A 24348-nucleotide genomic window follows, 5' to 3' on the forward strand; every position below is an offset into this window, starting at 1 on the left:
ACCTCTCTATTAGAATAGAGTTTATTAAGTTCTATTAAACTCTATTGTCAATAGCTGCCTTAATAAATGATGTAAAGAGAGGATGAGGAGAAAATGGTCTTGATTGAAATTCTGGATGAAATTGCACACCAATAAACCATGAGTGATTTTTTAGCTCCACTGCCTCTATGCATGTTTTATCTTCTGATATACCACTGCATATCATTCCATTCTCTTCTAAGTTATTTTTATAATCTAAATTAACTATATATCTGTGTCTGTGTCTTTCTGAAATAGTGACACTACTATACACATTTGCCATTTTTGAATTTGGACTTACATTACACTTGTATGTTCCAAGTCTCATGGTTCCACCAAGATCAACGTTCTTACCATCAGCGAGCTTGATGATTGGGTGTTTGCAAGTATAAAATTCTTCAGAGTGTACATCTTCAAGCTTAATAACGTTACGAGCAAATTCAATCACTGCAAGCTGCATACCAAGACATATTCCTAAAAAAGGAATGTTATTTACACGGGCATAGTTTATTGCTAATATTTTACCTTCTATTCCATTATCACCAAATCCTCCTGGAACAAGGACTGAATTAGAGCTTTGTAATTTTTCTCTGATAAACTTTGCATCTATAGATTTTCCATTATCTTCTCTTGAGTTGACCCAATTTATCTTCACTCTAGCTTTATTACTAATTGCACCATGGTTTAATGCTTCAATCAGTGATTTATATGCGTCAGGAAATTCAGTATATTTTCCTACTATGGAAACGATAACTTCTTGTGTTGGATGTCTAATAGAGTGTACTATTTGGTCCCATTCAGGTAAGCTTGGTTTTGGCTTACTTAAGTGAAAGTGATCCAAAATTTGTGTCCCGAGCCCACATTGATTATACAAGGACGGTAACTCGTATATATGGTTTACATCAGGAGCAGGTATTACGTTAGATAAAGAAACATTGCAAAGATTGGCTATCTTTTCTTTTTGATTATCGGAAATTTCTTTTTCACTGCGACATAATATAATATCTGGTTGTAACCCCGCAGAGTTTAACTCTCGAACTGAATGCTGTGTCGGTTTTGTCTTTAATTCTTGTGCTGCAGTGAGATATGGTATTAAAGTTAAGTGAATAAGGATAACTTTTTGCTTTCCTAGTTTATAATTAACTTGGCGTATAGCTTCCAAAAACGGTTGGCTTTCAATATCACCTACGGTTCCGCCTATTTCGCATATTACAAAATCTAAATCTTCTGTACCATTAAAAATGAAAGATTTGATTAAATCTGTCACATGAGGAATGATTTGCACAGTTTTGCCTAGATAATCACCACACCTTTCCTTCTTTAATAATTTATTATATACTTTACCAGTTGTTATATTGTCGTCCTTGGTTGCTTTAATTTTAGTAAAACGCTCGTAATGTCCAAGGTCTAAATCAGTTTCAGCACCATCCTCAGTAACAAATACTTCCCCGTGCTGAGCTGGGCTCATTGTTCCAGGATCAATGTTGAGATATGGGTCAAGCTTTCTGATGCGAACATTGAATCCATGAGCTTGAAGAAGTGCTCCCACACTTGAAGCAACTAAACCCTTACCAAGTGATGAAACAACTCCACCTGTAACAAAGATAAACTTGGTTTCTTTCATTAATTTTCAAATGGAACAGAAGTTGATTGGCCTTCTTGCTTCTTTTCTGATATAATCTTCTCTGCAATTGATTTTTTATGTACATCTTTTGAACATAATCCTGATAGTAACAGTGTATTTATAATGAACAGCCCAGCAACTATAGAAGTTATTCTACTGAGTGGATTTTCAGAAGACTTTACCGGAATTATTGAATTCATTCCCTGTTGTGAATTACTAAAGCCACTTAATGAACTACTTCCAGGTGGCTGCAGGAGCACTAAAATTACCAATACAACAACTAATATTATTTGAAGTACACTAAGTACTGTTACTGACATTATAAATAGAGCTAAAAATAAAGATTTTAGGAGCATAAGGATCATAAGTCAAGAATATCTTTACCCGAGTAACTTGACTACTGGAACCCAAGTATGTATTAAACCTTATTTAAATTATGAGCTATCACATTTTAAAATACAAAGATTATGAACCAAAAATGGATGAAAGTTCTTTTATCGCAGATGGTGTGCGTATTATAGGTAACGTTGAAATAGGAAGGAATGCGAGTATCTGGTTTAATTGTGTGATCAGAGGAGATGTTGGATCAATCGAAATAGGTGATGAAACGAATATTCAAGATGGCACCGTAATTCATGTAGATAGAAATCCAGGCGGTGACACGATTATTGGTAGTATGGTGACGGTTGGACATTTTTGTGTGTTACATGCATGCACGATACATGATAAAGCATTTATTGGTATGGGCTCTGTTATAATGGATCATGCGATTGTCGAGTCTGAAGCTATGGTAGCTGCTGGTTCACTGGTGACACATGGAAAAGTGATAAAAAGTGGTGAAGTATGGGCTGGCAGGCCAGCACAATTCTTCAAAAAAATGTCAAATGAAGAAATAAAACATATTACACAATCTGCACAAAATTATATCATGCTGATGAAAGAATATAAGGCTATATGCTAGGTTGAGAAATCTTCAGCTCTGATGCACATTCTACGTTAACTACTTCAAAAGTTTCTTCAACTATATAATGCTTATCAATATAAGCTTCTTCAACTCTAGGAATATGCTGATTAATAAAACTACCTCTGACTAGAATATCCTTTATTGGCCAGTTTGTTTCTGTTGGAGTACCTGATAGCATAGCTGCATATTGTGCTTTTGCTGATTTTAGAGAAAAAGACATAATATTGTTTAAGTTAAGAAAGAAATTTACACGACTCCTGCAGTATTCAAGCGATTTGTCCACTGGATAATATGGTATTTCACCTACAACCTTTCTTATTAACCAATTGCACTCTTTGGTAAGTATGCTTGCTTCTTTTGGAACTTGTAGCGGTATTATAATATCATTGCTAATTCTATTTTCTTCTTGAGAAAAAAGTTCGGTGTAAGCTCCTTTTTTTCTGTGTTTCTCAAAATACTTAGGAAAATAAATATTGAGATATTCAGAGTGTAATTCTATTCGATTTTTCTGATCATTTTCTAAGATAAACGTATATTTATCACCATTTTGCTTAAGTTCGCATAACTTAAATTTACTAAGGTCAGAGTCTGGAAATGGCTTTTGAATTTCAAAAGCAAGTGTAAGAGTGTGCGTTGTGTGATCAAATTCATTTTTTTCTTGTAGACTATAGTACTTATTTTTTTCATACTCTTTTCCTTCTATGTTAGCACTCACTTCCTCTTCATCCAAATTTTCAATAGCATCAAAAAATTCTTCTTCATCCAGATCTCTTTCTTTTTCACCTGGCTCTTGTTCTTTCAGAGAATCATACCATACATCCTCTTCATTAACTTTCGCCTCTATTGTATTTTCTACACTTATTTTTCTTGTATGATCATTTCCATTGCTAGCAGTTGTTTGATAATGTGTATCGTTAGTTTGAAAAAAGCTCTTTACTTTTGATATTAAGCTAATCCATGAAAGTCTGACTTGATTAAGTAGCCATTTAAAACTCTTCATTGTTTTACCCCAACCTAATTACTAAAAATTGTAACAGAATAAATTAAATATGTCAATAAGATACACAAATTGTACTAACTGGGAATTAGTGGCAGCACTTAACATCTGTGTAAATTTTGACATAGGCGTTTTCTGCATTTTAACCAAATCAGTAAGGAGAACACCTTTGATATTCTCCTTTTAGAAGCAACTTGAATAAAACTGATAAAGTTTGAATTAAAGTGTGATTAGGAAAGTGAGTGATGAGAACTCTTTATTTGGACTTCTTTTGATTCATCTATTTTAGTATTAGGTCTTAGTGCTTCATATGTAGCACCACCAGCTACGAGTGCAGATGCTGTAGCTATGCCAATTATTGCTAATATACTTAGTCTAGTTGTATGTTCAAGTATAGTACTTGCTACCAGCCCAACAGCAAGACCAACACCAATAACAGCAGTGTACAACATTCTAGGATTATTTGAATTAGGCATATAGCTCACTAACTCTCTGCAACACTTTTCTGATTCTTTCTTTATGTCCTCGAGCTTATTTAGATCTTCTTCTTCTATTTTAGCATTTAATTCTAGTTTCTTACATAATTCTTGCATTTCTTTTACTTGTTTTTCTAATTTTTTTAAAAAATTTATTATTTTTGTTCCTTGTAATTTTATTATTGTTTCCTTAAGTAGTAACGTTGATATTGGCATTGCTATTTCTTCTATCTCTTTTTCTGTTTTCCTTTCCAATTCCACTACTTTTTCTATTCCTTCGTCTGATATTTCAGTGTCTTTTTTTAGTTCTATTTCAAATTTTCTTTTTTTCAACTCTGATTTTGCTTCTTCTAATGATTCTAATGCATTCCATAGCTTTTCACCAGAATTCTGACTCCGTTTTGGTGACATAGACTGACTGCCTTTGAACTTTTTTGGTGATATGGGCTGATTTTTACCATCTTTAAGCTTTTTTGAGTTTTCACCAGCACTTACTTTAGCCATAATAAACCTCGCATATTAAATAATGCTATTACATAATATCTTTAAAGCTCAAGGTCAAATAGTATCTTTACATAATATAAATCATAAACAGAAAATTTTAGTGTAAATTGCCATATTTACTTTGTGCTACGGTTTGAGATAGAATAACAACTTGCTTCAAATATGGAAAGGCAGTACAACTCTATAATCAAGTTACTGAACTCTCATTTACTCCTCTTTTTTTGTAAAACAATCTACAATTCATTAGAAGATCTTCAGATAGACGTTGATCATTGGTTGTGTTTTTACAATGAGACAAGACCTCATTCTAGTAAATATTGTTATGGCGATGTAGACTTTCCTGAATAGAAAACATATTGCTTTTAGAAAAATATTAGTAGCATTACATAAGAGACTGATATTAGTTTTCAATTTTTCTGTTAGTTAATTCTTGCTTGCTAGATTAAGTTGTGTCTGGTAACCATAATGGCAAATCTTGTTAATTTGAGGCGTGGATTTTAGCCTCTCTCATCCTTACATTAGTTACATATTCTTTCGCAGAGGGCTAATGAATTTATTAGTAAAATTCAGTAATTTATAACTGACAATTAGAGCTGTTAATTAGCAACTCACTTTAAATAAGTTACTCAACTGTGACAGATTTAGCTAAATTTCTCGGACAATCTACATCTAACCCTTTTTTTTCTGCAATAGAATAAGCAAGAAATTGCATAGCAACACTGTAGATAATTGGAGAAACAAAATTATCAACTTCTGGAAGTTGCACCACATCTATGCAAATTTCCTTTAAGAGCGGTGCTCCTTGCTTATCACTAAAGGCAATTACTTTACCTTTTCTTGCAATAATCTCTTGTATATTGGATAGCGTTTTAAAGAATAAATTATCGTAAGGAATAATTGCGATAACAAGTACAGTAGAGTCTATCAAGGCGATAGAACCGTGCTTCATTTCTCCCGCTGCAATACCAATTGTGTTGATATATGAAAGCTCTTTTATCTTCAATGCACCTTCCATTGCAACTCCATATGAGCTTCCTCTCCCAATTATAATTATATTATTGTGCTCTAATATACTGCCTGATATATGTTGTATTTCCATCACATTCAAAACATGCTCTACATGTTCGGGAATGGAATTAATAGCACCGCTTAGTTCCTTTATCCTCTCTCTACCCAGTATACCTTTTATTTTTCCAAGCTCTACAGCAAAGCATGCTAAAATTGCAAGCTGCGTAGAAAAGGTTTTTGTCGAAGCAACACCAATCTCAGGTCCAGCAAGAGTATGCAATACAATATCTGAGGCTTTTTCTATGCTGCTATTAAATGTATTAATTATGCTAATGATCATTTGTTTCTGCAATCTCGCATAACGTAGTGCTTCCATAGTATCTGCAGTTTCACCAGATTGAGAAATGAATAAGCCAATACTACCTTCTTCGAGCTTGACGCTGCTATACCTAAATTCTGACGAGATTTCTAGATATACCCGAATTTGAGCAATACTTTCCAGCCAACACTTTGCTATTAGTCCAGCAAAATAGGATGAACCGCATCCAACTATAGTAATGTAACCTAGTTCAGAAAATAATTCTTTGTTGATTTCTTTATATTGTTTATAAAATTGATTTATTGTTTTGTTTAATGCATACGGTTGCTCAAAAATTTCTTTTAGCATAAAGCTAGGGTAACCATTTTTACTAATTAGAAAATTTCTTGGACTGCTATTTTCTGTTCTGCGTTTAACTTGTATACCATTATTATATATACTGAATTCGTTAGATTTTATTACTGCAATATCATTATCTTCTAAATGCAATATTTTTTCTACAAATGAATTCAAAGTATTAGTATCAGAAGCAGCAAACACTTTATTACAGTTATATCCTATTGCTAAAGGCAAATTTCTTTTTGCAACAAATAAAGTATCTGGATATTCTGCAAATAATAAAGCCAAAGCAAGTGAACCTTGTAAATTGTTTAGACACTGTAATATAGAATCAACTGGTGATAACCCTTCATCAAGATATGAAGTTAATATGTTTGGTATCACTTCTGTATCAGTATCGGTGTGGAAAGATACTCCCTTTTCCTCCAGATCCTTTTTTAATATATTGTAATTTTCAATTATGCCATTATGAGCAACAACAACATTATTTATATAAATGGGATGAGCATTTTTAAGATTTGGAGCTCCATGTGTAGCCCAACGAGTATGTGCTATACCAACTTTGCTACTAGATATCTTGCTCTCATGAACAACTTCACACAATCTTTCAACTTTACCTTCTGATTTTTTTACTTCTATCTTACCTCTATTATTTATAATTGCTATACCTGAAGAGTCATAACCTCTGTATTCCAATTTTTGCAACGCGGTTAGTAAAGTTGGTATTACTGAATCACCGCTACTTACTATACCTAATATTCCACACACTTCTTAAATTATGAAGCATTTTTGTCTTTTTTACTTTCCTCTAGTTTATTTTTCTTGCCATTCTTTTCAACTTTGCTTTTTTCAATAGATTTAGCTACTGGCTTTTGAATTTCTTTATTTAAGATTTCAGATATAGCAGACTTTAGGATTTTTATTTCAATTTTTGGTGCTATTTCTAGTATTAGTTGTGCATTTACTTCGTCAACTTTGTTTACTTCACCTATTATTCCACTAGAAGTAATAACCGTATCACCACGTTTTATTTGATCTATCATCCTTCTATGTTCTTTTAGTTTTTTGTGATTGGGGCGAATAATGAGAAAATAAAATACTACAAATATTAAAATGAGTGGAATAAAGTTAGCAACAGATGCTGATACATTGTTAGTCGCATCTGCCGCAAAAACCTCAGAAATGAACATATTTAATCCCAATTATTAATAATAAAATTAAATAGATTAAGCAGCAATTACAATATCATGTCAAGTCTCTGAAAGAAATTAATTCAAATTAATAAGAAACTTAAAGAATTTTAAGGTGTTTCTGCTGTAATGGCGGGAGTGATGAGACTTGAACTCACGACCTCATGCGTGACAGGCATGCGCTCTAACCAACTGAGCTACACCCCCCATTGCTTTTTAACGTTTGCAACCTTAAAGCTAATCAACGTGTTGCCACTTGTCAATATTTTTTGTTTGCGCTTTTTTGTCTTTTTTATTACTATGTAAATAACTTAATTTCACACATGGCTTATGCAAGTAGTCCCGTTAGGGTTATGCCATGGAGGATAAACTATTTGGAGGAGTAAATATGACAAATTTGCCTAAAGTTACTATACGTGATTTAGCTGAATCTGGTGTGCATTTTGGCCATAAAGTTAGTCGCTGGAATGCGAAAATGGCCCCATATATATATGGTATACATCAAGAGAATCGTATACACATAATAGACTTACGAAAAACATTACCATTGTTAGAGGCGGCGATGAAAGCTTTATACGATGTTGCATCTCAAGATGGTCGCATTTTATTTGTTGGTACGAAATTTCAAGCTTTAGATATTGTTGCAAGTGAAGCAGTTCGTTGTGGTCAGTATTATGTAAATGATCGATGGCTTGGTGGTATGCTTACTAATTGGAACACTGTTTCTTCTTCGATAAAAACTTTGATACAATATGAGAAAATATCCAATGATGAAGATAGCATCTTAACAAAAAAAGAATTAGGAAACATTGAAAAGAAAAGAAAAAAGCTTGATAAAGAATTGGGTGGAATTAGAGAAATGGGAGCAGTTCCTGATATTTTATTTATTATTGATACTAACAAAGAGCATATAGCGGTTAAAGAGGCCAAAAAACTGGGTATTCCTGTAGTTGGAGTACTTGATACCAATTCTGACCCAGATGGTATTGCCTATCCTATACCAGGAAATGATGATTCAAGAAAATCAATAGAGCTCTATTGTAAATTAGTTGCTGATTCTATATTAGCTGGAATAGAGTCTAGTTTGACAAGGTCTAGAGTTAAGGATGATGAGCTTATTCAAGAAAAAGAAGAGGATATTGTGCAAACTAAAAAGAAGCGTATTAAGGTTGAAACAGAAAAGGAGGTAGTAGTAAGTAAATGAAGATGGATTCAAGTAGTATAAGGGAATTACGCGATAGAACAGGGCTTGGCTTAAGCGATTGTAAGAAAGCGTTAGAAGAGTGTGATGGTGATATTAAGAAAGCCGTTGATAGGTTACGTACAATAGGATTTGCTAAAGCTGACAAAAAGTCTGATAGAGTAGCTTCGGATGGGCTTATTGCTATGTGCTTGGCTAAAAATTATGGTGTATTGGTTAAAGTCAATTGTGAAACTGATTTTGTTGCTAGAAATGAGAAGTTCATAGCATTAGTTTCAAATTTAGCATCAATTGCTTGTCAAGAACGTTGTACTAGTCTTGATGAGTTAAAAAATGCAAAATATGAAGATGTTGGTACAGTGCAGGAAGCTATTATGAGTGGTACATCGGTTCTTGGTGAGAAGTTAGAGTTAAGCAATCTTTGCTACCTAGAGACTAAGGATGGGATTATTGCTGGCTATGTACATGGTAATATGCATGGCTTAGGTAAGATTGGTGCTTTAGTAGCATTGCAATCATCTGGTGATAAACAAGAGATTGGAAAGCAAATAGCTATGCATGTAGTTGCTATGAAACCTGAAGCTTTATCTATAGATGATTTAGATCAAGAAAAATTAAACAATGAGCGTTCTATAATTGAGGAGCAAGTAAAGAGCTTAAATAAACCTGAAGAGGTAGCGAAAAAAATAGTAGATGGACGAATGGCTAAATACTATGAAGAAGTTGTTCTGCTAGAGCAGAAGTTTATAAAAGATGATAAAATGAAGATTGCTGATTTTATAGAATCAAGTGCTGTTAAATTAGCTAATTATAAGTTACTTACTTTGGATGGTGCAAATAAGTAACAAAACTTCAGAAATAAAATACCCCAGAGTGTTATTCAAAATCTCTGGGGAGGCTTTGATGGGATCAAAGCTATTTGGCCATGATATGGAAGTTATAGATAAACTATCCAAAGACATAGTTGAAGTTTGTAATCTCGGAGTTCAAGTTTGTATTGTTGTTGGTGGTGGGAATATTTTTCGTGGTGCATCAGCATCTTTAAGTGGCTGTGAAAGAGCAAGCAGTGATTATATTGGAATGCTTGGTACTGTCATTAATGCTTTAATTTTGCAAAATTTTTTAGAAAAAAGCTCTATAGTCTCTAGGGTGTTGTCTGCTATACCCATGACTACTATATGTGAACCTTATATAAGAAGGAAGGCTATTCATCATTTAGAGAAAGGTAGAGTAGTCATTTTTGCAGCAGGCACAGGTAACCCATTTTTTACTACAGATACAGCTGCAGCTTTACGTGCTGTTGAAATGAATTGTGATGTTATTTTAAAAGGTACTCAAGTAAGTGGTGTATATTCTGCCGATCCAAAAAAAAATGAGAATGCTGTGATGTATGATAGGCTTTCTTATACAGATCTGCTAACTCGTGATTTAAAAGTTATGGATGCATCAGCAATTTCACTTGCTCGTGAGAATTCTATCCCAATTGTAGTTTTTTCTTTAAAAAGAGAAAAAATGGTTGATATTATTAAGGGTCAAGGCACTTATACTATAGTTTCAGATTGTAAACATTAGGTAATTTATGTTAAACGAAATAAAAGCTAAAACAAAAGAAAGAATGCTAAAAACTATTCAGTCTTTTCACGATGATATGAAAGGTGTACGTACTGGTAGAGCTAACGCATCATTACTTGATGGTATAGTTGTAAATATCTATGGTGGACATCAAAAACTGAACCAAGTTGCAGGAGTTTCAGCTATAGATAACAAAACTCTATCAGTTAAAGTTTGGGATGCTACTGCTATCGGTGAAGTAAAAAATGCGATAATCAATGCTAACCTGAATTTAAATCCTGTTGTTGAAGGAAATACTATACGTATAGTTCTTCCAGACTTAACACAAGAAACTCGTGAAAAATTAGTGAAATTATTGCATCAATTTTCTGAAAATGCACGAGTTGCAATTAGAAATATACGCAGAGATGTTATGGAAGAAATAGAGGAAATGAAGAAAAATAAGGAAATCTCAGAAGATGATTTTCATGTTGCCAAAAAGGAAATACAAAACATTACTGATGATAATGTAAAAAAAGTCGATGATGACTTATCTATTAAAGAAAAGGATATATTGCATCATTAAGTTAATATGAAAGAATTTTTCAGTATTGAAAAACATAAGAGGATTCGATATAGATACAGTTGTATGAATGCTGTGATTCAGATCTCATCATTACGCACACATTTGATCGTTATACCTTTTGAAATCTAGAAAAAAAGCTTTTCAGTTTGATTTTTTATTACGATAATTAAGTTTACATTCTTGAGCGAAAACGATGCTGAAACGCCTTTTCCTTATTTTTGCATTTGTATTACTCATCCCACTGTCAAATGTTGATGCCAGAAGATATATCAGAATTGTTGGATCTTCAACTGTTTTTCCTTTTATCTCATTTATATCTGAAGAATTCAGCCGTATATTTTCCTTTAAAACTCCAGTTGTAGAATCGATAGGAAGTGGATCAGGGTTCAAAATGTTTTGTTCAGGAATAGGGGAAGGCACACCAGATATCACTACTTCATCTCGCCCTATGAAGGAAGTAGAGAGAGAATTATGTAAAAGAAATAAAGTGAATGAAGTAATAGAGATCATAATTGGCTATGATGGAATTGTTATTGCAAATTCAAATCAAAGCCATAGATTTGATTTTACAAAAAATGACCTGTTTGAAACTTTATCTTCATATTCTGAAGACAATGATAGATTAGTAAAGAATAACAAGAAATTTTGGTCTGATGTAAATCAAGCTCTACCAAAAACAGAAATTAAAATCTATGGCCCACATCAAAATACAGGTACACATGAAACTTTGATTAATTTTATTATGCTTGATCAATATTCATGTATGAACTCAAGGATTTTCAAAGAGAATTATCAAGACCAAGAAAAAAGAAAGAAAGCATGTAGTAATATCAGAGATGATGGAAGATATATAGAAGTTGGAATTAATGAAAACATAATAATACAAAAATTGAAGAGCAATAAAAATGCTTTAGGAATATTTAGCTTCAGCTTTTTAGCGAAAAACCAAGATGAGATTCAAGGAAGCACAATCGCAGGAATTGAGCCAACTTATAAAAATATATCATCGGGGGAGTATATGTTAGCAAGGCCTTTATATCTTTATATAAAGAAAGAACACTTAGATACTGTTGATGGATTAAGGGAATTCATTAGAGAAGTTGTAGACTCTATTAGTACTGAAGGTGGATATTTATCTAGGCTTGGCTTAATTCCACTTTCAAGCGAAAATATGAAAAAAGTCTTGGAAAAGGTTCGTGATATAATATGATGACTTTGATATTTTTTTATTGGAAGTGTTAAATAAACTGTGTCAAACCGAGAAGTAAAGTAATAAATTGATAAAAAAATGGAGGTTTGACAATGAGTCAAGCAAACAGAACTACCGGTTTGGTAGACTATAAAGAATTAGAAACAAATATCTTATCATCTATACGAGAAGGAAGACCATTGACGGAAAGAGATGGAGCATTAACACCATTTATAAAAAAACTGCTAGAGGGAAGGCGAGATAGAAAACCATTTGTCGGCTGAAAGCGAAGAAAACAACCGAAGAAATTCAAAGACTTTACGGACAAGTATTTGAACTATTGACACCAAGAGATAGAGAAGGAAGTTTCGAGCCACAAGTAGTCAGAAAAAGGCAAACAAACCGAACTTGAAGCAAAGGTTTTAAGTACATATGCCAGTGGCATGGGATATAGCATCGCATGTAGAAGAAATATAAAATATCTGCAGCAGAGATATCAAGTATTACTGACAAATTGTTACCGGTAATCAACGAATGGCGCAGTCGTCCGCTGCAATCTGTATATCCAATAGTGTTCATGGTTTTTTAAGGTCAAGGAGGACGGGCATTGTGTAAGCAAATGTATGTATAACATATTAGCAAAATGGCAGAAAAGAAGTTTTGGGTTTTTATTTGGCTGAAAGTGAAGTTCTGGTTGGGAGTACTAAATGACCTAAAAGAGAGAGGAGTAGATGATATTCTGATAGCTTGTGTTAAAAAGCTTTCCTAAAGCTATAAACAGTGTATTTCCTAAAGCAGAAATGTATAGTACATCAGATAAGAAATTCACTGAAATATGCATCGAGCAAAAGTTTTCATGAATGATTTGAAAAAAACATATCAAGTAGAGAAATTGCCGAGAATTATTTACTTGAACTGGAGGAAAAATGGGGAGAAAAATATCCGTTGGTTTTGGGAGAATAATTGGGAAAATTTGTCTAGTTATTTAAAATATTCTGGCCCTGTAAGAAAATTAATTTATACCACAAATCCTATTGAGGGACTACATAGACAGATCAGAAAATTTACTAAAACCAAGGGCTCATTTACTAGCACAAATGCCTTGTATAAACAGGCATATTGTGCTATAAAAAAGGTAAGAGAAAAATGGACTATGCCTATACATGATTAGGCTTTAACTATCTCTCAACTTGATATCTTTTTTCCTAGTAGGTTAAAAATTGAGTTGAACTAAAAATGCGATTTGACACAGTTTATTTAACACTCCCTTTTTATTCTGGATACTAGGTTAAAAATAGAACGTTTAAATTTCTTGTTTTTATTGTTATCATACTTAGATTTCCTAAGAACTTATTTACTACAAAATACAACAAGTTCTATTTATTTGAGAAAGTTGTGCGTCTTGTAGAACAGATTTTGTTGTAGGTTTCTCTGTAGCTATTTCAAGGTTTTCTTCTATGCTTTTTTGTTCTCTGTAATCTTTAACTTCTTGAATGAAATCTTCAAGCCACTTCTCACTACCTATCTTGGCATGTCGTTGTTGCTCACCTTTAAGAAGTTTTATTACAGCTGCATCTTGATTTTCAGGCACTCTTTGATATTTAAGCCACAAGTCACGAATATCAGGAGGAGCTTTTTTCAAATGAGCTTCAAAGGTTGCTTTTGTGTCTTTTGTACTTTCTTCTTGTTGATCTTGATGGAATTTAAACCAGAAATTGCGAATATCAGGAGAAGCTTTATCCCAAAGAAGTTTAGTAATTTCTTTTATATTTCTCAGATCTTCTTGTTTCAATCTTTTACCATCACCTATATATCGTTTATTAAGACCAACTTGCAGAGGATAAAGTAAAGGGGTAGTTTTGCTCTGTGAATGTATAGGTCTATTTAAAATCATTGCTAGATTTGTATCACAATCTTCTAATACTGCTTTAACTTTTTTAACATCTAAATAATCTATTGCTTGACGTAATTTGTGGTGAAGATCACTTGTTCTCTTTAAGTTTTTCACTTTTTGCATATGCGAATCATCATTTCCTTTCGCTTCTTGCATAGCTATATCACACGAAATACTCTCAATTTTTTGCTCCATTTTCTGTATACATTGATTAATTTCCTTTTGATTTTTTTTGAATATAATCAACTGTGAAGTGGTACAAGGGTTAGGTAGATCGTCTTTAAACTCTTTTTGTATATTACTAGGTAATTCGCTTTTCAAAACTTCTTGTATATCGCTATCGTAATTATTTTTTATATTCTCAAAGTTGCCTTGTATAGCTTCACTAATTAATGAATCTCGAATGTTTTTTTGTCTGTTAGTTAATAACATACCTTACCTCTATCTCTTATGGCAAATTTAGCGCTATAATTATACGTATTTATAATCAAGTCAAGAGAAAAAATTAGCAAAGCGGTTGAAGTTTTAATAACATATAGCTTTCACAGTACTGTCTATGGAAAGTCTGCAAGTTTTACGTTCAATTGCGTTTATTGTGGGGATTTTTCTATTGTTGTTTGGCGTAGCAATGCTTATTCCTGCTATTACTAATAATTATCTAGGTTACGAATGGAAAAATTTTCTGGTTGGATTTATAGTTACCTGCACATTTAGTGCGATTTTTATTCTACTGGGTAAACTAAATAGGGTACATGGAATGCCGGCAATTTTTGCGATTACCAGTTGTACCTGGATTGCATTATCTCTATTTGCAGCTATTCCATTTTATCTTGATAGTTTAAGCTACATTGATGCACTGTTTGAAGCAGTATCTGGGATTACAACCACAGGAGCAACTGTTCTAAGTTACATCGAGCAACAATCTCCGGGGATACTACTGTGGAGAGCAATGCTGCACGGTATAGGTGGTTTTGGAGTAATTACAGTAGGAATTGCAATTTTTCCCATATTTAAGGTTTTGAGCTTAAATAATTTACTCTATTCTGAGTACTCAGATGCTCTTAAAAGAAAGTTACCACATACGCGAAGCGTAGTAATACATATTGCAGAAATATATTACTGCCTAATTTTATTGTGCATATTTTCCTACTATCTAGCTGGCATGCCATTATTTGACGCAGTATGTCACGGAATGTCCGCTGTATCAACTGGTGGATTTGCTAACTATAACGATTCTATAGGCTACTACAATAACCCTATATTGGAGGTCATAACAATTATCTTTATGATTTTAGGCTCTTTACCTTTTCTGAGCTATTTAAAAATTATAAGACGATTAGACGTTTGTTATGATGAACAGGTCTCTTACTTTATTAAGATAGTTGTTATCTCATCTTTGCTTGCTTGTTTTTGGTTATATAAAAATTTTGACTTAGGAGTATTTTTATCATTTAGGTACAGCACATTCACCATTACCTCCTTTATCACATCAACTGGCTATGTAATGTGCAACTACTTGAATTGGAGCTTTATTTCAGTCTTAGCTTTCTTTTTAGCCTTTATTGGTGGATGTGGTGGTTCTGCTAGTGGTGGAATCAAAATCTTCCGTTTAGTCATTTTTCTAAAATCTATAAGGAATTACTTTAGCTCTTTATTAAATCCAAGTGAAAGCGATAGAGTAAAACTCAATGGTAAAATACTGGAAAATGATGAAGTCCAATCTGTCTTTACGTTTTTTGCAATTTACATGTTAACGTTCGCTATATCATCAATAGTGATGTCTTACTTGAGCAATGCGGACTTTATAACTAGCATCAGCTCTGTTTCTGCAATGCTTACAAATTCTGGCCCAGGATTTAGTAACCTAATAGGTCCTTCAGGTAATTATTCCTCTTTTAGTGGTGGAGTAAAGCTATTTCTATCGTTTTTGATGCTGCTTGGCAGGCTTGAAATATTGCCAATTTATTTTTGTATAGGTAGTTTATACTGGAAACTTTGCCATTCCAGAGTGTAACGCTAATTCAGGTTTACATTTAAATTCTATTACATATTATTATAAGTATTACAAAACTTTAAAGGACAATTATGGCAGTTATGCCAGATAAATGGATAAGGGAAAAGGCTGAAAACTCTAGAATGATAGAACCTTTTGTGAATCATAAAAGCAGTAAGGGTGTTGTATCTTTCGGATTATCGTCTTATGGATATGATGCGAGAGTAGATAATAAGTTTAAGGTTTTTACTAATGTTAATTCAGCTATTGTAGACCCCAAGAATTTTTCTGAGAATAGTTTCATAGATAAGGAAACAGATGTATGTATAATTCCACCAAATAGTTTTGTGCTTGCCAGCACAGTGGAGTATTTTCGTATACCAAGGAATGTACTAGTAATTTGTGTTGGCAAATCAACTTATGCAAGATGTGGTATCATAGTGAACGTCACACCTTTAGAACCTGGATGGGAAGGTCACGTCACACTTGAATTCTCGAACACTACTCCACTTCCTGCAAAAATTTACGCTAATGAAGGTGCATGCCAATTTGTGTTTTTAAGCGGCGAAAGTGAGTGTGAGAAGTCATATGATGATATGAAAGGAAAATATATGAATCAACATGGTATCACTTTGCCGTTAGTTAAGTGATTACTTTATAAAGCAAGATATTGTTGGTTTATATTGAAGATTACCAAAATGCTCTTTTATTAGTTCATCACATCTTTTATCGCCTAAAACTGCACGTGCAGAGTGATTTTTAAATGATTCTATAAAGCTAATAAAGAAATGTGTAGAAGGATTACTTAAAGCTTCTGCAACTTCTTTTTTTTCTTTATCATTGGAAAGCCGATTAAATAATTCTTCACCTTTTTTTTGTAGATCATTTTCAAACTCTTGTTTTACAGTAGCCTTATCCGCTCTTTGCAAGAAGAAAAATTCTTCAAAAGTGTACAAGGAAGAGACAATACTGTTAAAGGTACCAGTAAAACATGCACTGCCAACAAGTACTCCATATTCTGTTTGCGATTCTACTAAATGTTTAACCAGTTGATATTTTCTCTGTGATATGCGGGTATTAATATCTATATTATCATCAGCACTTTTTTTATTTTCATCTTTACAAGCTTTCCAAACCAAATTTAAAACTTGCTTCAATGTTAATCCGCTTCCACTATGTGTATCAGGGTTGTTTTTTATACGCTCCAAGCACTTAAGTGCATGTTTTTTCTCATCTTCTGTGAGTTGATCTTTATCCACAGCTTTTTGTGTACCATTTGCTATACACTCTAACTGATCAATAAATCCTTTTATTTCCTCTATAAACTTATCATCAACATCAGGCTCGCCATAGTTTTCTTTTAGCTTTTGAACGTTAATATTAATTGCATCATTTACATTAGTATCATGCGTTGTTTGTGGGACACGCACTGCCTCCATAAATGCTTCAGTTCTTTGCTCTAACCATTCTGGTAATTTGCCTCCTGCAAGAAGATATAGCTTACCCAATGCTTGAGCAACTAGAATTAACGCTATGACAAAAACAATAAATGCTATGAGTAATACTACAGCTAAACCAATGACTAGCCATCTCACAGGGGCTAGTAAAATATCTCTTGCCTTTTTAAATTTCGACATTCTTTGTATGTTATCTGGTGTATTTACTGCTACTGGCATAATTAATTTTAAATACTCTTACTACCATTAATATACTATATTTCTCTTATTTTGTCAACTCACATTTCTACTTCTCTACTTTTTCTCGGTAAGGTCAGTAATCGATAACAACAAATAGTCCTAATTTTAATTTGTTTTAAGTTTAAAGTCTTTCGTTAGGTTTGCAGAATACATTTCCTTATTATCTTGGTTATAGAAAGTAAATTTGTGATCGTCTAAACCTAATATTGCAAAGCCAAAGCCGAAAAAGTTTCTAACTTCGTGTGCTAAGTAATTTCTACTATTTGGATAGTTAAATTCTACGTTTTGATAAACAGGTTCTTGATCTTGAGCGTGTAATAATGCACCGCCGTTTCCAACTATAATCTGATCTGGAACATTATCCATTAATAAAATCTGGGCTATATGAATGTGGCCAGAAACTATGGTAGTAACATTGCTTGGAAATTTATCTCCAAAAGCTTCAATTTGTGTAAGATTACCATGGCTTTTTAATGTCAAAAATTCTTTTTTTGGAGATCTCCAAAGTGGTTTATGAGTCAAAAACCACGTGGGCTTATCTTGTATCAATTTATCAAACTGCCTCTCAAAAGCATCAACTGTGCTTTGGGTTGTAAAAATTTCCTCACCGGATGAAGAGTCGAAGATAAAAAACTTCATCGGCCCAGCATCTAAGAACCAACTGGAAATAAGATCTTCACATTTTTGAGGGAAAAAGGGGTATGAATCTAAATATCTGAACCATCCTTCATAAGCTCTATTACAACTCTCATGATTTCCACGAACAAAAAGAAAAGGAGATTGTGTTAAAATATCTTTTGCAGGCTCAAACCAATCAGCGTACCAAGCTTCTTTGCTATATCCATAAATATCGCTGCACTTTTTTGTGTTTCTACATTTTGTTTGTCTATAATGATAATCACCAACATGGATAATTAAATCTGGTTTATGAAAAGCGATTGAATCTAAATTTTTTTTCAAAGGCCAGTTATCTACAGAATTACATTCTTGCTGAAATAACATATTTATTCTACATCCTGTATCGCCAATGAAGGCAATTTTGCTGATCTTTTCCGCTAATACGGGAACTTTTATATTGTCAATACTAATGTTTTGAGCATTTGTTTCTACTATCAGTTCACAAACTGTTTCGGTATTGTTAATTGAGCTGCGACTTAGCATTTCTACTGCCTTATTATCGACGTAAGCAATGGGACACATGTTATTGTCTATAATCGCACGTATGCTTAATTTATTTTCTGGAATGATTTGAGACCATGTGTACAATATTTGTGCATGATTAGAGTGAAAGCTAATTGTAAGAGATAGAATTAAAAAAATGAAGATATTAGCTACTTTCATTTGTATAAAAACCTAAATTAAGAATTAGTATTAAGATTATCTTAAATGATTAAAGTTTGTAACCATAAAATTCATAGTTAAATTATACAGGCATTTCCTAAATTATCCTAGTATCAGATTGACACTTTAGATGAAAAATCCTAAAATGATTAAGTAATTTAAAGTAATTATATAGAAACTAGAATAAAGTGCGGTCGTGGTGGAATTGGTAGACACGCAGCGTTGAGGTCGCTGTGGCTCACAAAGCCTTGGAAGTTCAAGTCTTCTCGACCGCACCAAGTTGTTTGGTGTAGGTGAAATGTTTATAGGAAATCAAAGTAGAAATAAAGTAGAAAGGGCCATCAGTGAAGTCAGGCGTGGTCTTCCAATTTTAATATATGATGATGAAAATAACTATCTATTGTTTGCTGCTGCTGAAACTTTAGAAAAAAATTTATTTAGTCAATATAAGCTTATATCAGGTAATGTGTATGTTACTTTGACTGCAAGTAAGGTAAAATACATATGTCAGAGTAAAGAACATAGTAGCAAACGTCTGTTGATAAGCAATTTTGATGAACTGCTCCATTTAATAAACTGTTCAAAGGAAGATTGGATAAAAGAGTTGCAATGCTCAAAGACAATAGATGCGTATGCTGTTGCCTTGCTTAAGTTCTCAGAATTATTGCCATACGCGTTAGTGGCTGATATGACTTTTGAGAATAAACATGAAATGCGAAATTGGTGTGAAGAAAATGACATTATTGCACTAAATACGTTACTTGTGAATGATTTTCAACAAAATCATAGTGTGTATGAAGTGTGCAAAACATCATTATTTTTAAAACAGACTCAAGAAGTAGATATCATATCTTATAGAACCAAAAGTGGCGGAAGAGAACATTATGCAATTATAATTGGCAATCCAGATAAAGATAATGAGCCATTAGTGAGAATCCATTCTTCATGCTATACAGGAGACTTATTAGACAGCTTATCATGTGATTGCAGAAGCCAGTTACATCAAGCGATTCAAATAATGACCGACTTTGGGAATGGCATTATATTATACTTGATGCAAGATGGGAGAGGCATTGGTTTAACTAATAAGTTAAGAGCATACAGTATGCAAAGAAAATATAATCTTGATACTGTTGATGCAAATAGAGTATTGGGTTTTGAAGATGATGAAAGGAGCTTTGCTGTTGCAGCTAAAATACTTAAGAAATTGAACATTAACAAAATACAATTACTTACAAACAATGGTAGAAAGTTATCAGAGTTGAAAAATAACGGTATAGAAGTTACAAAGTGTATACCACTTATTATGGAACGCAATGAATATAATGATTCATATATGGAAACAAAATTTGGCAAGTTAGGCCATGGATTAAGGGTTTATTAGCTTTTTTGTTATAACTACTTTGTTAGCTTGCTATGTTAATTAATATAAGTTAAGATTTTTAAGAATATTGAGATGCTGAAATTTTTAAAACAAGAAAAAAGTAATGAGTCATTGGATAAGGATATAAATTGGAATTCAAGTCGCTATAGCACAGTTGTTGCTCAGAGAAATACTTTACTTTTATTTACATTAATATTACTAGTTGCAATTTCTATAAGCATATTAGCTATATTTAAAATTAGCACAAGTAGCACTATTGAGCCATTCGTTATAGAAATTGATAAAAAGTCAGGCATAGTGCAATTGGTTGATCCTGTTACAGTAAAACAATATTCTGCAAATGAAACGCTGAACGATTATTTTATTTCAGAGTATATAAAAGCAAGGGAGGTTTTTGACCCATATAATTATAATTATAATTATTATACAAAAGTAAGGTTGTTTTCTTCGCCTAGTGTATATAGTGAATTTAGCAATTATATAAAATCGCAGAATATGAATGACCTTTTTAATTTATATTCAGATGCTAAAGGTGAGTTGAAAATTCGTTCAATTCAAAAATTAGGTAATGATGCTCTTCAAGTGAGATTTTCTATAGAATTTACACGAAAAGATGGAAATTCCTCAAGGAAAAATAAGATAGTTGTGATGTCGTATAAATATGCATCGCTTGAAATGAATGATCAGCAAAGATATATTAACCCGTTAGGGTTTCAAGTTATTTCATATAGAGTAGATGATGAATATGTGTAGGATATTGTTAGTTTTAGCTTTACTAATAAGTGGCAACTTAAATGCATCTATTAATAATAAACCTATTTCTGTAGATAGTAGAATAAAGACTTTTGTATATAGCCCTAATGAGGTGTTTACAGTAATTTTTAGTCAAGGTTACTATTCTTATATTGAGTTTGCAGAAGGGGAAAAAGTCAAAAATATTGCTGTTGGTGATGCATCAAGTTGGAAAATTAATCCTTATGATAATAAACTGCTTGTCATGCCATTTGAAGTCAGTAGTCGCACTAACATGATTATTACGACAACTAAAAAGAGAAATTACATTTTTGATCTAATTTCAAGACCAAATTACGATAAATACCCAGATGCTGATGCTAAAAAAGTGGATCATGATTATTCCGTTGAAAAGGATATATCTTACGTAATACGTTTTTATTATCCTCAAGAAGAAGATGAATTTGATGTTGATTTAGATGAGGTTTCTTTACCTACTCAAATGCAATACATTACAGAAAAGCCAGAAAAAATAATACAAGAAAATAATACGAGGTACAACTATACATATATTGATGAAGGTGGTAACGTAGATATAGTTCCAATTGAGTTATTCGATGATGGTTATTTAACCTATTTAAAGTTTAGAAATAGTAATAAAATTCCTCAGATTTTTATAGAAGGCGAATCCTGTAAAAGGCTGTTATTTGATGATTATGTTGTAATAAAAGGAGTACATAAAAAGCTATTAATGCGTTATGAAGGTAGTGAAGTTGAAGTTATAAATAGGTCACTTTAGTTGTGGTACATATAATATGAGTAAAGAAAGGCATAATAGTGTAGAAGATGAATCAGAGATAGAAAGCAAGGTAGTAACAGTTGGCTCTAATCAAGGTTATAAGGCATTGATGATAGTTATGGTAGCGCTCTTAGTTGGTGGAGTGTACTATCTTTATTTTAGTCCTTCTAATAAAGAGGGTCCAGAGATTGTTAAAAAAGAGGAAACAAAGCAAAACATTCAAGAATTGAAAGGAAAGTTAGAACAAGTTCCAGATAATGCAATAGTTTCCGAAAGAGTAGTAACTGATCTCTTGCCACCCTTACCTCCTCTTCCTATTCCACAAGTCATACCAGAAGTAAAACAAATCAAAAAAGAGGAAGTGACAAAAAAAGAAGAGCAAATAAAAGAAATTCCCTTGTCAAATATACCTTTTTTACCAAAGCAAAATTTTCCTTCTGGTAATGTTATTAGCAATTTGCCTACTTCATTTCCTACAATAGGGGGTGGCGGTTATCCTAGAGACAGACGTAGTGCACAAATGTTAGCAATTTCAGGTAGTAGTGGGGAAGGTAAAGCTACAGATGCTGTTTTATCCAATACCTCAGCACAATCGAGCAAAGCTACCAAAGTAGGAAAGCTTGGTTTAATGATTATTCAAGGTAAAGTTATTGACGCTATTCTTGAAACTGCAATAAGTTCTGACTTACAAGGAATGCTCCGTGCTGTTGTTAGTAGAGACGTTTATGCAGAAACTGGTGAGACAATTTTAATACCAAAAGGTTCAAGGTTAATAGGTGGTTATTCATTCGACTCAAATGTTGCAAAAGCCCGCGTGAACATAAATTGGAATAGGATCATTCTTCCTCATGGTATAGATGTTGCTATTGCATCATCTGGTACCGATGAGATTGGAAGGGCAGGGATAGCTGGAATAGTTGATAATAAAATAGCAAGTGCGTTGTTTTCTTCAGTAGCACTTGCCAGTATCTCAATTGGCTCAGCTATTATAGGACAAAAGGCTTCTAATATTGTCGATGTGTTAACTGTTATGGACGCAGCAAAATCTATCATTGGCACTGAAATAGACATTTTCTCTTTCAAAGAAGTGATTGTAAATGGATTGGGGGAAGGTGATATTAAAACAGCAATTAAAGCCGTTAAAAAAGAAGAATGGAAATTAGGTCCTAGAGCTATTAGTAGAATTCAAGATGCTTCTAGCGAGCAAAATTTATTTGAGATCATGAAAGAAGAGATCGCGAAGGTTCTAAGCACAGCACTTGCAGGTCAAAAAGTTACTGAAGAGGATATCCCTATTACTTTAGAAGATGTGAAGGCATTATTAAAGCAAATTCAGAAAAAAAGTAAGTCAGTTTATGAAAGTGCAATTGAAAAATCAATTAATGATTTTTCCAAAGACATGCGAGATATAGTTGATAGGAGTGTAGATAAAAAACCAACTATTTATGTTAATCAAGGAACTGCATTGAAAGTATTTGTTAACCAAGATATAGTATTTCCTCCACAGTCAATATTAAATAACTGAAATGAACTATGCTGCACTTGATACATACTTGGAGCCATTACAAGGGATATTTCAAGAGGAAGGTGTAAATGAAATATCAATAAATAAACCGAAGGAAGTATGGATTGAAAATCGCGGTGAAATAAGATGCGAAAAGTTAGAAATATTTGATCTTAATCATTTAAAATCTCTTAGCAGGTTGATTGCTCAAGCTACAGAACAAAAACTGAGCGAAGAGACACCGCTGCTTTCAGCTACATTACCAAATGGTTATCGTATACAGATAGTGTTTCCTCCAGCATGTGAGCCTGATAAAGTAGTCATTTCAATTCGTAAACCTTCTTCTATGCAATTGGCATTGGATGATTATGAAAAAATGGGGGCTTTTTCTGAAACTGTTATAGGAGTGACCAATAATCCAGTAGATCGTCACCTAGATTTGCTACTGAAACAAAAAAAAATAAAAGAGTTTTTAGAATATGCTGTAATAAATAAGAAAAATATCATAATTAGTGGTGGAACTTCCACTGGTAAAACCACTTTTACTAATGCTACTTTGCGTGCTATTCCATCTGAAGAAAGAATTATTACTGTTGAAGATGCAAGAGAGATAGTTTTGAATGATCATCCCAATAAAGTACATTTAATTGCTTCTAAAGGAGGGCAAGGCAGGGCAAAAGTGACCACTCAAGATTTGATAGAGGCATGTTTACGTTTAAGACCAGATAGAATAATAGTTGGTGAGCTGCGTGGAGCAGAAGCTTTTAGTTTTCTTAGAGCAATAAACACTGGCCACCCAGGGTCAATATCAACTCTTCATGCGGATAGTCCGGCAATGGCTCTTGAGCAAATAAAACTTATGGTTATGCAAGCAAATCTTGGAATTCCCCCAGATCAGATCATACCATACATTAGAAATGTAATTGATATTGTTATTCAGCTAAAAAGAACCAGTGGAGGCAAAAGAAGCATTTCTGAGATATTATTTACTAGATCTTCAAATGAAAATACTTAAATTTATACGTAAGTTAAGAAAAA

Annotated in this window: 22 protein-coding genes, 2 tRNA genes and 2 pseudogenes; 16 read left to right on the forward strand and 10 right to left on the reverse strand. The window is 33.0% G+C overall.

From position 1 onward, the window contains the following. Nucleotides 1–34 precede the first annotated feature (34 nt). Together OPR30_RS02750 and secG are read right to left on the reverse strand one after the other, a co-directional pair. Nucleotides 35–1642 (reverse strand): CTP synthase, encoded by a 1608-nt coding sequence (locus tag OPR30_RS02750; RefSeq protein ID WP_265031062.1) that lies wholly within the window; start codon nucleotides 1640–1642, stop codon nucleotides 35–37. Then, nucleotides 1642–1962: a preprotein translocase subunit SecG gene (gene secG, locus OPR30_RS02755; RefSeq protein WP_007302593.1), complete on the reverse strand. Its 321-nt coding sequence runs from the start codon at nucleotides 1960–1962 to the stop codon at nucleotides 1642–1644. Before secG ends, OPR30_RS02750 begins: the two co-directional genes overlap by 1 nt. 116 nt (nucleotides 1963–2078) lie before the next feature. On the opposite strand from secG, the gene OPR30_RS02760 reads away from it, so the two are divergent. After that, nucleotides 2079–2603 carry a gamma carbonic anhydrase family protein gene (locus OPR30_RS02760; RefSeq protein ID WP_010404888.1) on the forward strand — a complete coding sequence of 175 codons (525 nt, stop codon included), beginning with the start codon at nucleotides 2079–2081 and terminating at the stop codon, nucleotides 2601–2603. Here the strand turns inward: OPR30_RS02760 and OPR30_RS02765 are convergent. Both OPR30_RS02765 and OPR30_RS02770 read right to left on the reverse strand, forming a co-directional pair. Continuing rightward, nucleotides 2593–3606 carry a hypothetical protein gene (locus OPR30_RS02765; protein WP_265031063.1) on the reverse strand — a complete coding sequence of 338 codons (1014 nt, stop codon included), beginning with the start codon at nucleotides 3604–3606 and terminating at the stop codon, nucleotides 2593–2595. The genes OPR30_RS02760 and OPR30_RS02765 overlap by 11 nt on opposite strands. Before the next feature lie 227 nt (nucleotides 3607–3833). Continuing rightward, nucleotides 3834–4583 (reverse strand): hypothetical protein, encoded by a 750-nt coding sequence (locus OPR30_RS02770; protein WP_007302596.1) that lies wholly within the window; start codon nucleotides 4581–4583, stop codon nucleotides 3834–3836. Nucleotides 4584–4796: 213 nt separating this feature from the next. Here OPR30_RS02770 and OPR30_RS06330 point away from each other — a divergent pair. Continuing rightward, nucleotides 4797–4973, forward strand: a pseudogene (locus OPR30_RS06330) (IS481 family transposase); the annotation flags it as partial. Nucleotides 4974–5205: 232 nt separating this feature from the next. Here OPR30_RS06330 and glmS read toward each other — a convergent pair. The 3 genes from glmS to OPR30_RS02785 all read right to left on the reverse strand — a co-directional run bounded on the left by glmS (nucleotide 5206) and on the right by OPR30_RS02785 (nucleotide 7646). Beyond that, a complete protein-coding gene (gene glmS / locus OPR30_RS02775) occupies nucleotides 5206–7017 on the reverse strand; it encodes a glutamine--fructose-6-phosphate transaminase (isomerizing) (RefSeq protein ID WP_265031064.1) in 1812 nt (603 codons plus the stop codon). Nucleotides 7018–7025: 8 nt separating this feature from the next. Continuing rightward, nucleotides 7026–7439: a preprotein translocase subunit YajC gene (gene yajC, locus OPR30_RS02780; protein ID WP_264376442.1), complete on the reverse strand. Its 414-nt coding sequence runs from the start codon at nucleotides 7437–7439 to the stop codon at nucleotides 7026–7028. Nucleotides 7440–7569: 130 nt separating this feature from the next. Then, a tRNA-Asp gene (locus OPR30_RS02785) sits at nucleotides 7570–7646 on the reverse strand. Between the two features lie 181 nt (nucleotides 7647–7827). On the opposite strand from OPR30_RS02785, the gene rpsB reads away from it, so the two are divergent. From rpsB to OPR30_RS02815, 6 genes and pseudogenes are all read left to right on the forward strand, one after another. Beyond that, nucleotides 7828–8643: a 30S ribosomal protein S2 gene (gene rpsB, locus OPR30_RS02790; protein ID WP_265031065.1), complete on the forward strand. Its 816-nt coding sequence runs from the start codon at nucleotides 7828–7830 to the stop codon at nucleotides 8641–8643. Continuing rightward, nucleotides 8640–9485, forward strand: coding sequence for a translation elongation factor Ts (gene tsf / locus OPR30_RS02795; protein ID WP_265031066.1), 846 nt, complete (start codon nucleotides 8640–8642; stop codon nucleotides 9483–9485). Before rpsB ends, tsf begins: the two co-directional genes overlap by 4 nt. Further along, a complete protein-coding gene (gene pyrH, locus OPR30_RS02800) occupies nucleotides 9469–10212 on the forward strand; it encodes a UMP kinase (protein WP_226080109.1) in 744 nt (247 codons plus the stop codon). The genes tsf and pyrH overlap by 17 nt, the downstream gene beginning before the upstream one ends. Before the next feature lie 7 nt (nucleotides 10213–10219). Continuing rightward, nucleotides 10220–10777 carry a ribosome recycling factor gene (gene frr, locus OPR30_RS02805; RefSeq protein ID WP_007302601.1) on the forward strand — a complete coding sequence of 186 codons (558 nt, stop codon included), beginning with the start codon at nucleotides 10220–10222 and terminating at the stop codon, nucleotides 10775–10777. A 193-nt stretch (nucleotides 10778–10970) separates the two neighbouring features. Continuing rightward, nucleotides 10971–11987 carry a substrate-binding domain-containing protein gene (locus tag OPR30_RS02810; RefSeq protein WP_135352867.1) on the forward strand — a complete coding sequence of 339 codons (1017 nt, stop codon included), beginning with the start codon at nucleotides 10971–10973 and terminating at the stop codon, nucleotides 11985–11987. A 92-nt stretch (nucleotides 11988–12079) separates the two neighbouring features. Continuing rightward, nucleotides 12080–13200 (forward strand): annotated as a pseudogene (locus OPR30_RS02815) (IS256 family transposase). A 123-nt stretch (nucleotides 13201–13323) separates the two neighbouring features. Here OPR30_RS02815 and OPR30_RS02820 read toward each other — a convergent pair. Beyond that, nucleotides 13324–14292 carry a hypothetical protein gene (locus OPR30_RS02820; RefSeq protein WP_265031067.1) on the reverse strand — a complete coding sequence of 323 codons (969 nt, stop codon included), beginning with the start codon at nucleotides 14290–14292 and terminating at the stop codon, nucleotides 13324–13326. 124 nt (nucleotides 14293–14416) lie between these two features. Here OPR30_RS02820 and OPR30_RS02825 point away from each other — a divergent pair, with 124 nt between their 5' ends. Next, nucleotides 14417–15874, forward strand: coding sequence for a TrkH family potassium uptake protein (locus tag OPR30_RS02825; protein ID WP_010404910.1), 1458 nt, complete (start codon nucleotides 14417–14419; stop codon nucleotides 15872–15874). Between the two features lie 71 nt (nucleotides 15875–15945). Beyond that, nucleotides 15946–16503, forward strand: coding sequence for a dCTP deaminase (dcd, locus tag OPR30_RS02830; protein WP_007302605.1), 558 nt, complete (start codon nucleotides 15946–15948; stop codon nucleotides 16501–16503). On the opposite strand, the gene OPR30_RS02835 is transcribed toward dcd, so the two are convergent. Together OPR30_RS02835 and OPR30_RS02840 are read right to left on the reverse strand one after the other, a co-directional pair. After that, complete coding sequence (locus OPR30_RS02835; protein ID WP_265031068.1) at nucleotides 16504–17529, reverse strand: hypothetical protein; 1026 nt, start codon at nucleotides 17527–17529, stop codon at nucleotides 16504–16506. It lies immediately after the preceding gene. A 126-nt stretch (nucleotides 17530–17655) separates the two neighbouring features. Beyond that, nucleotides 17656–18891: a metallophosphoesterase family protein gene (locus tag OPR30_RS02840; RefSeq protein WP_265031069.1), complete on the reverse strand. Its 1236-nt coding sequence runs from the start codon at nucleotides 18889–18891 to the stop codon at nucleotides 17656–17658. Nucleotides 18892–19081: 190 nt separating this feature from the next. Between OPR30_RS02840 and OPR30_RS02845 the strand changes: the two genes are divergently transcribed. From OPR30_RS02845 to virB11, 6 genes are all read left to right on the forward strand, one after another. Continuing rightward, nucleotides 19082–19169, forward strand: a tRNA-Leu gene (locus OPR30_RS02845). Nucleotides 19170–19189: 20 nt separating this feature from the next. After that, nucleotides 19190–20275, forward strand: coding sequence for a GTP cyclohydrolase II (locus OPR30_RS02850; protein WP_264375374.1), 1086 nt, complete (start codon nucleotides 19190–19192; stop codon nucleotides 20273–20275). Between the two features lie 72 nt (nucleotides 20276–20347). After that, nucleotides 20348–21028 carry a VirB8 family type IV secretion system protein gene (locus tag OPR30_RS02855; protein ID WP_007302609.1) on the forward strand — a complete coding sequence of 227 codons (681 nt, stop codon included), beginning with the start codon at nucleotides 20348–20350 and terminating at the stop codon, nucleotides 21026–21028. Continuing rightward, nucleotides 21015–21806 carry a P-type conjugative transfer protein VirB9 gene (gene virB9 / locus OPR30_RS02860; RefSeq protein ID WP_254230093.1) on the forward strand — a complete coding sequence of 264 codons (792 nt, stop codon included), beginning with the start codon at nucleotides 21015–21017 and terminating at the stop codon, nucleotides 21804–21806. Before OPR30_RS02855 ends, virB9 begins: the two co-directional genes overlap by 14 nt. Nucleotides 21807–21822: 16 nt before the next feature. After that, on the forward strand, nucleotides 21823–23331 hold the full coding sequence (locus OPR30_RS02865; protein ID WP_265031070.1) for a TrbI/VirB10 family protein: 1509 nt from the start codon (nucleotides 21823–21825) through the stop codon (nucleotides 23329–23331). Nucleotide 23332: 1 nt separating this feature from the next. After that, nucleotides 23333–24325 (forward strand): P-type DNA transfer ATPase VirB11, encoded by a 993-nt coding sequence (virB11, locus tag OPR30_RS02870; protein ID WP_264375372.1) that lies wholly within the window; start codon nucleotides 23333–23335, stop codon nucleotides 24323–24325. The last annotated feature ends 23 nt before the right edge of the window (nucleotides 24326–24348 follow it).

Origin of the sequence: Wolbachia endosymbiont (group B) of Athalia cordata, assembly GCF_947251845.1 — a bacterium.
Taxonomy (GTDB): Bacteria; Pseudomonadota; Alphaproteobacteria; order Rickettsiales; family Anaplasmataceae; genus Wolbachia.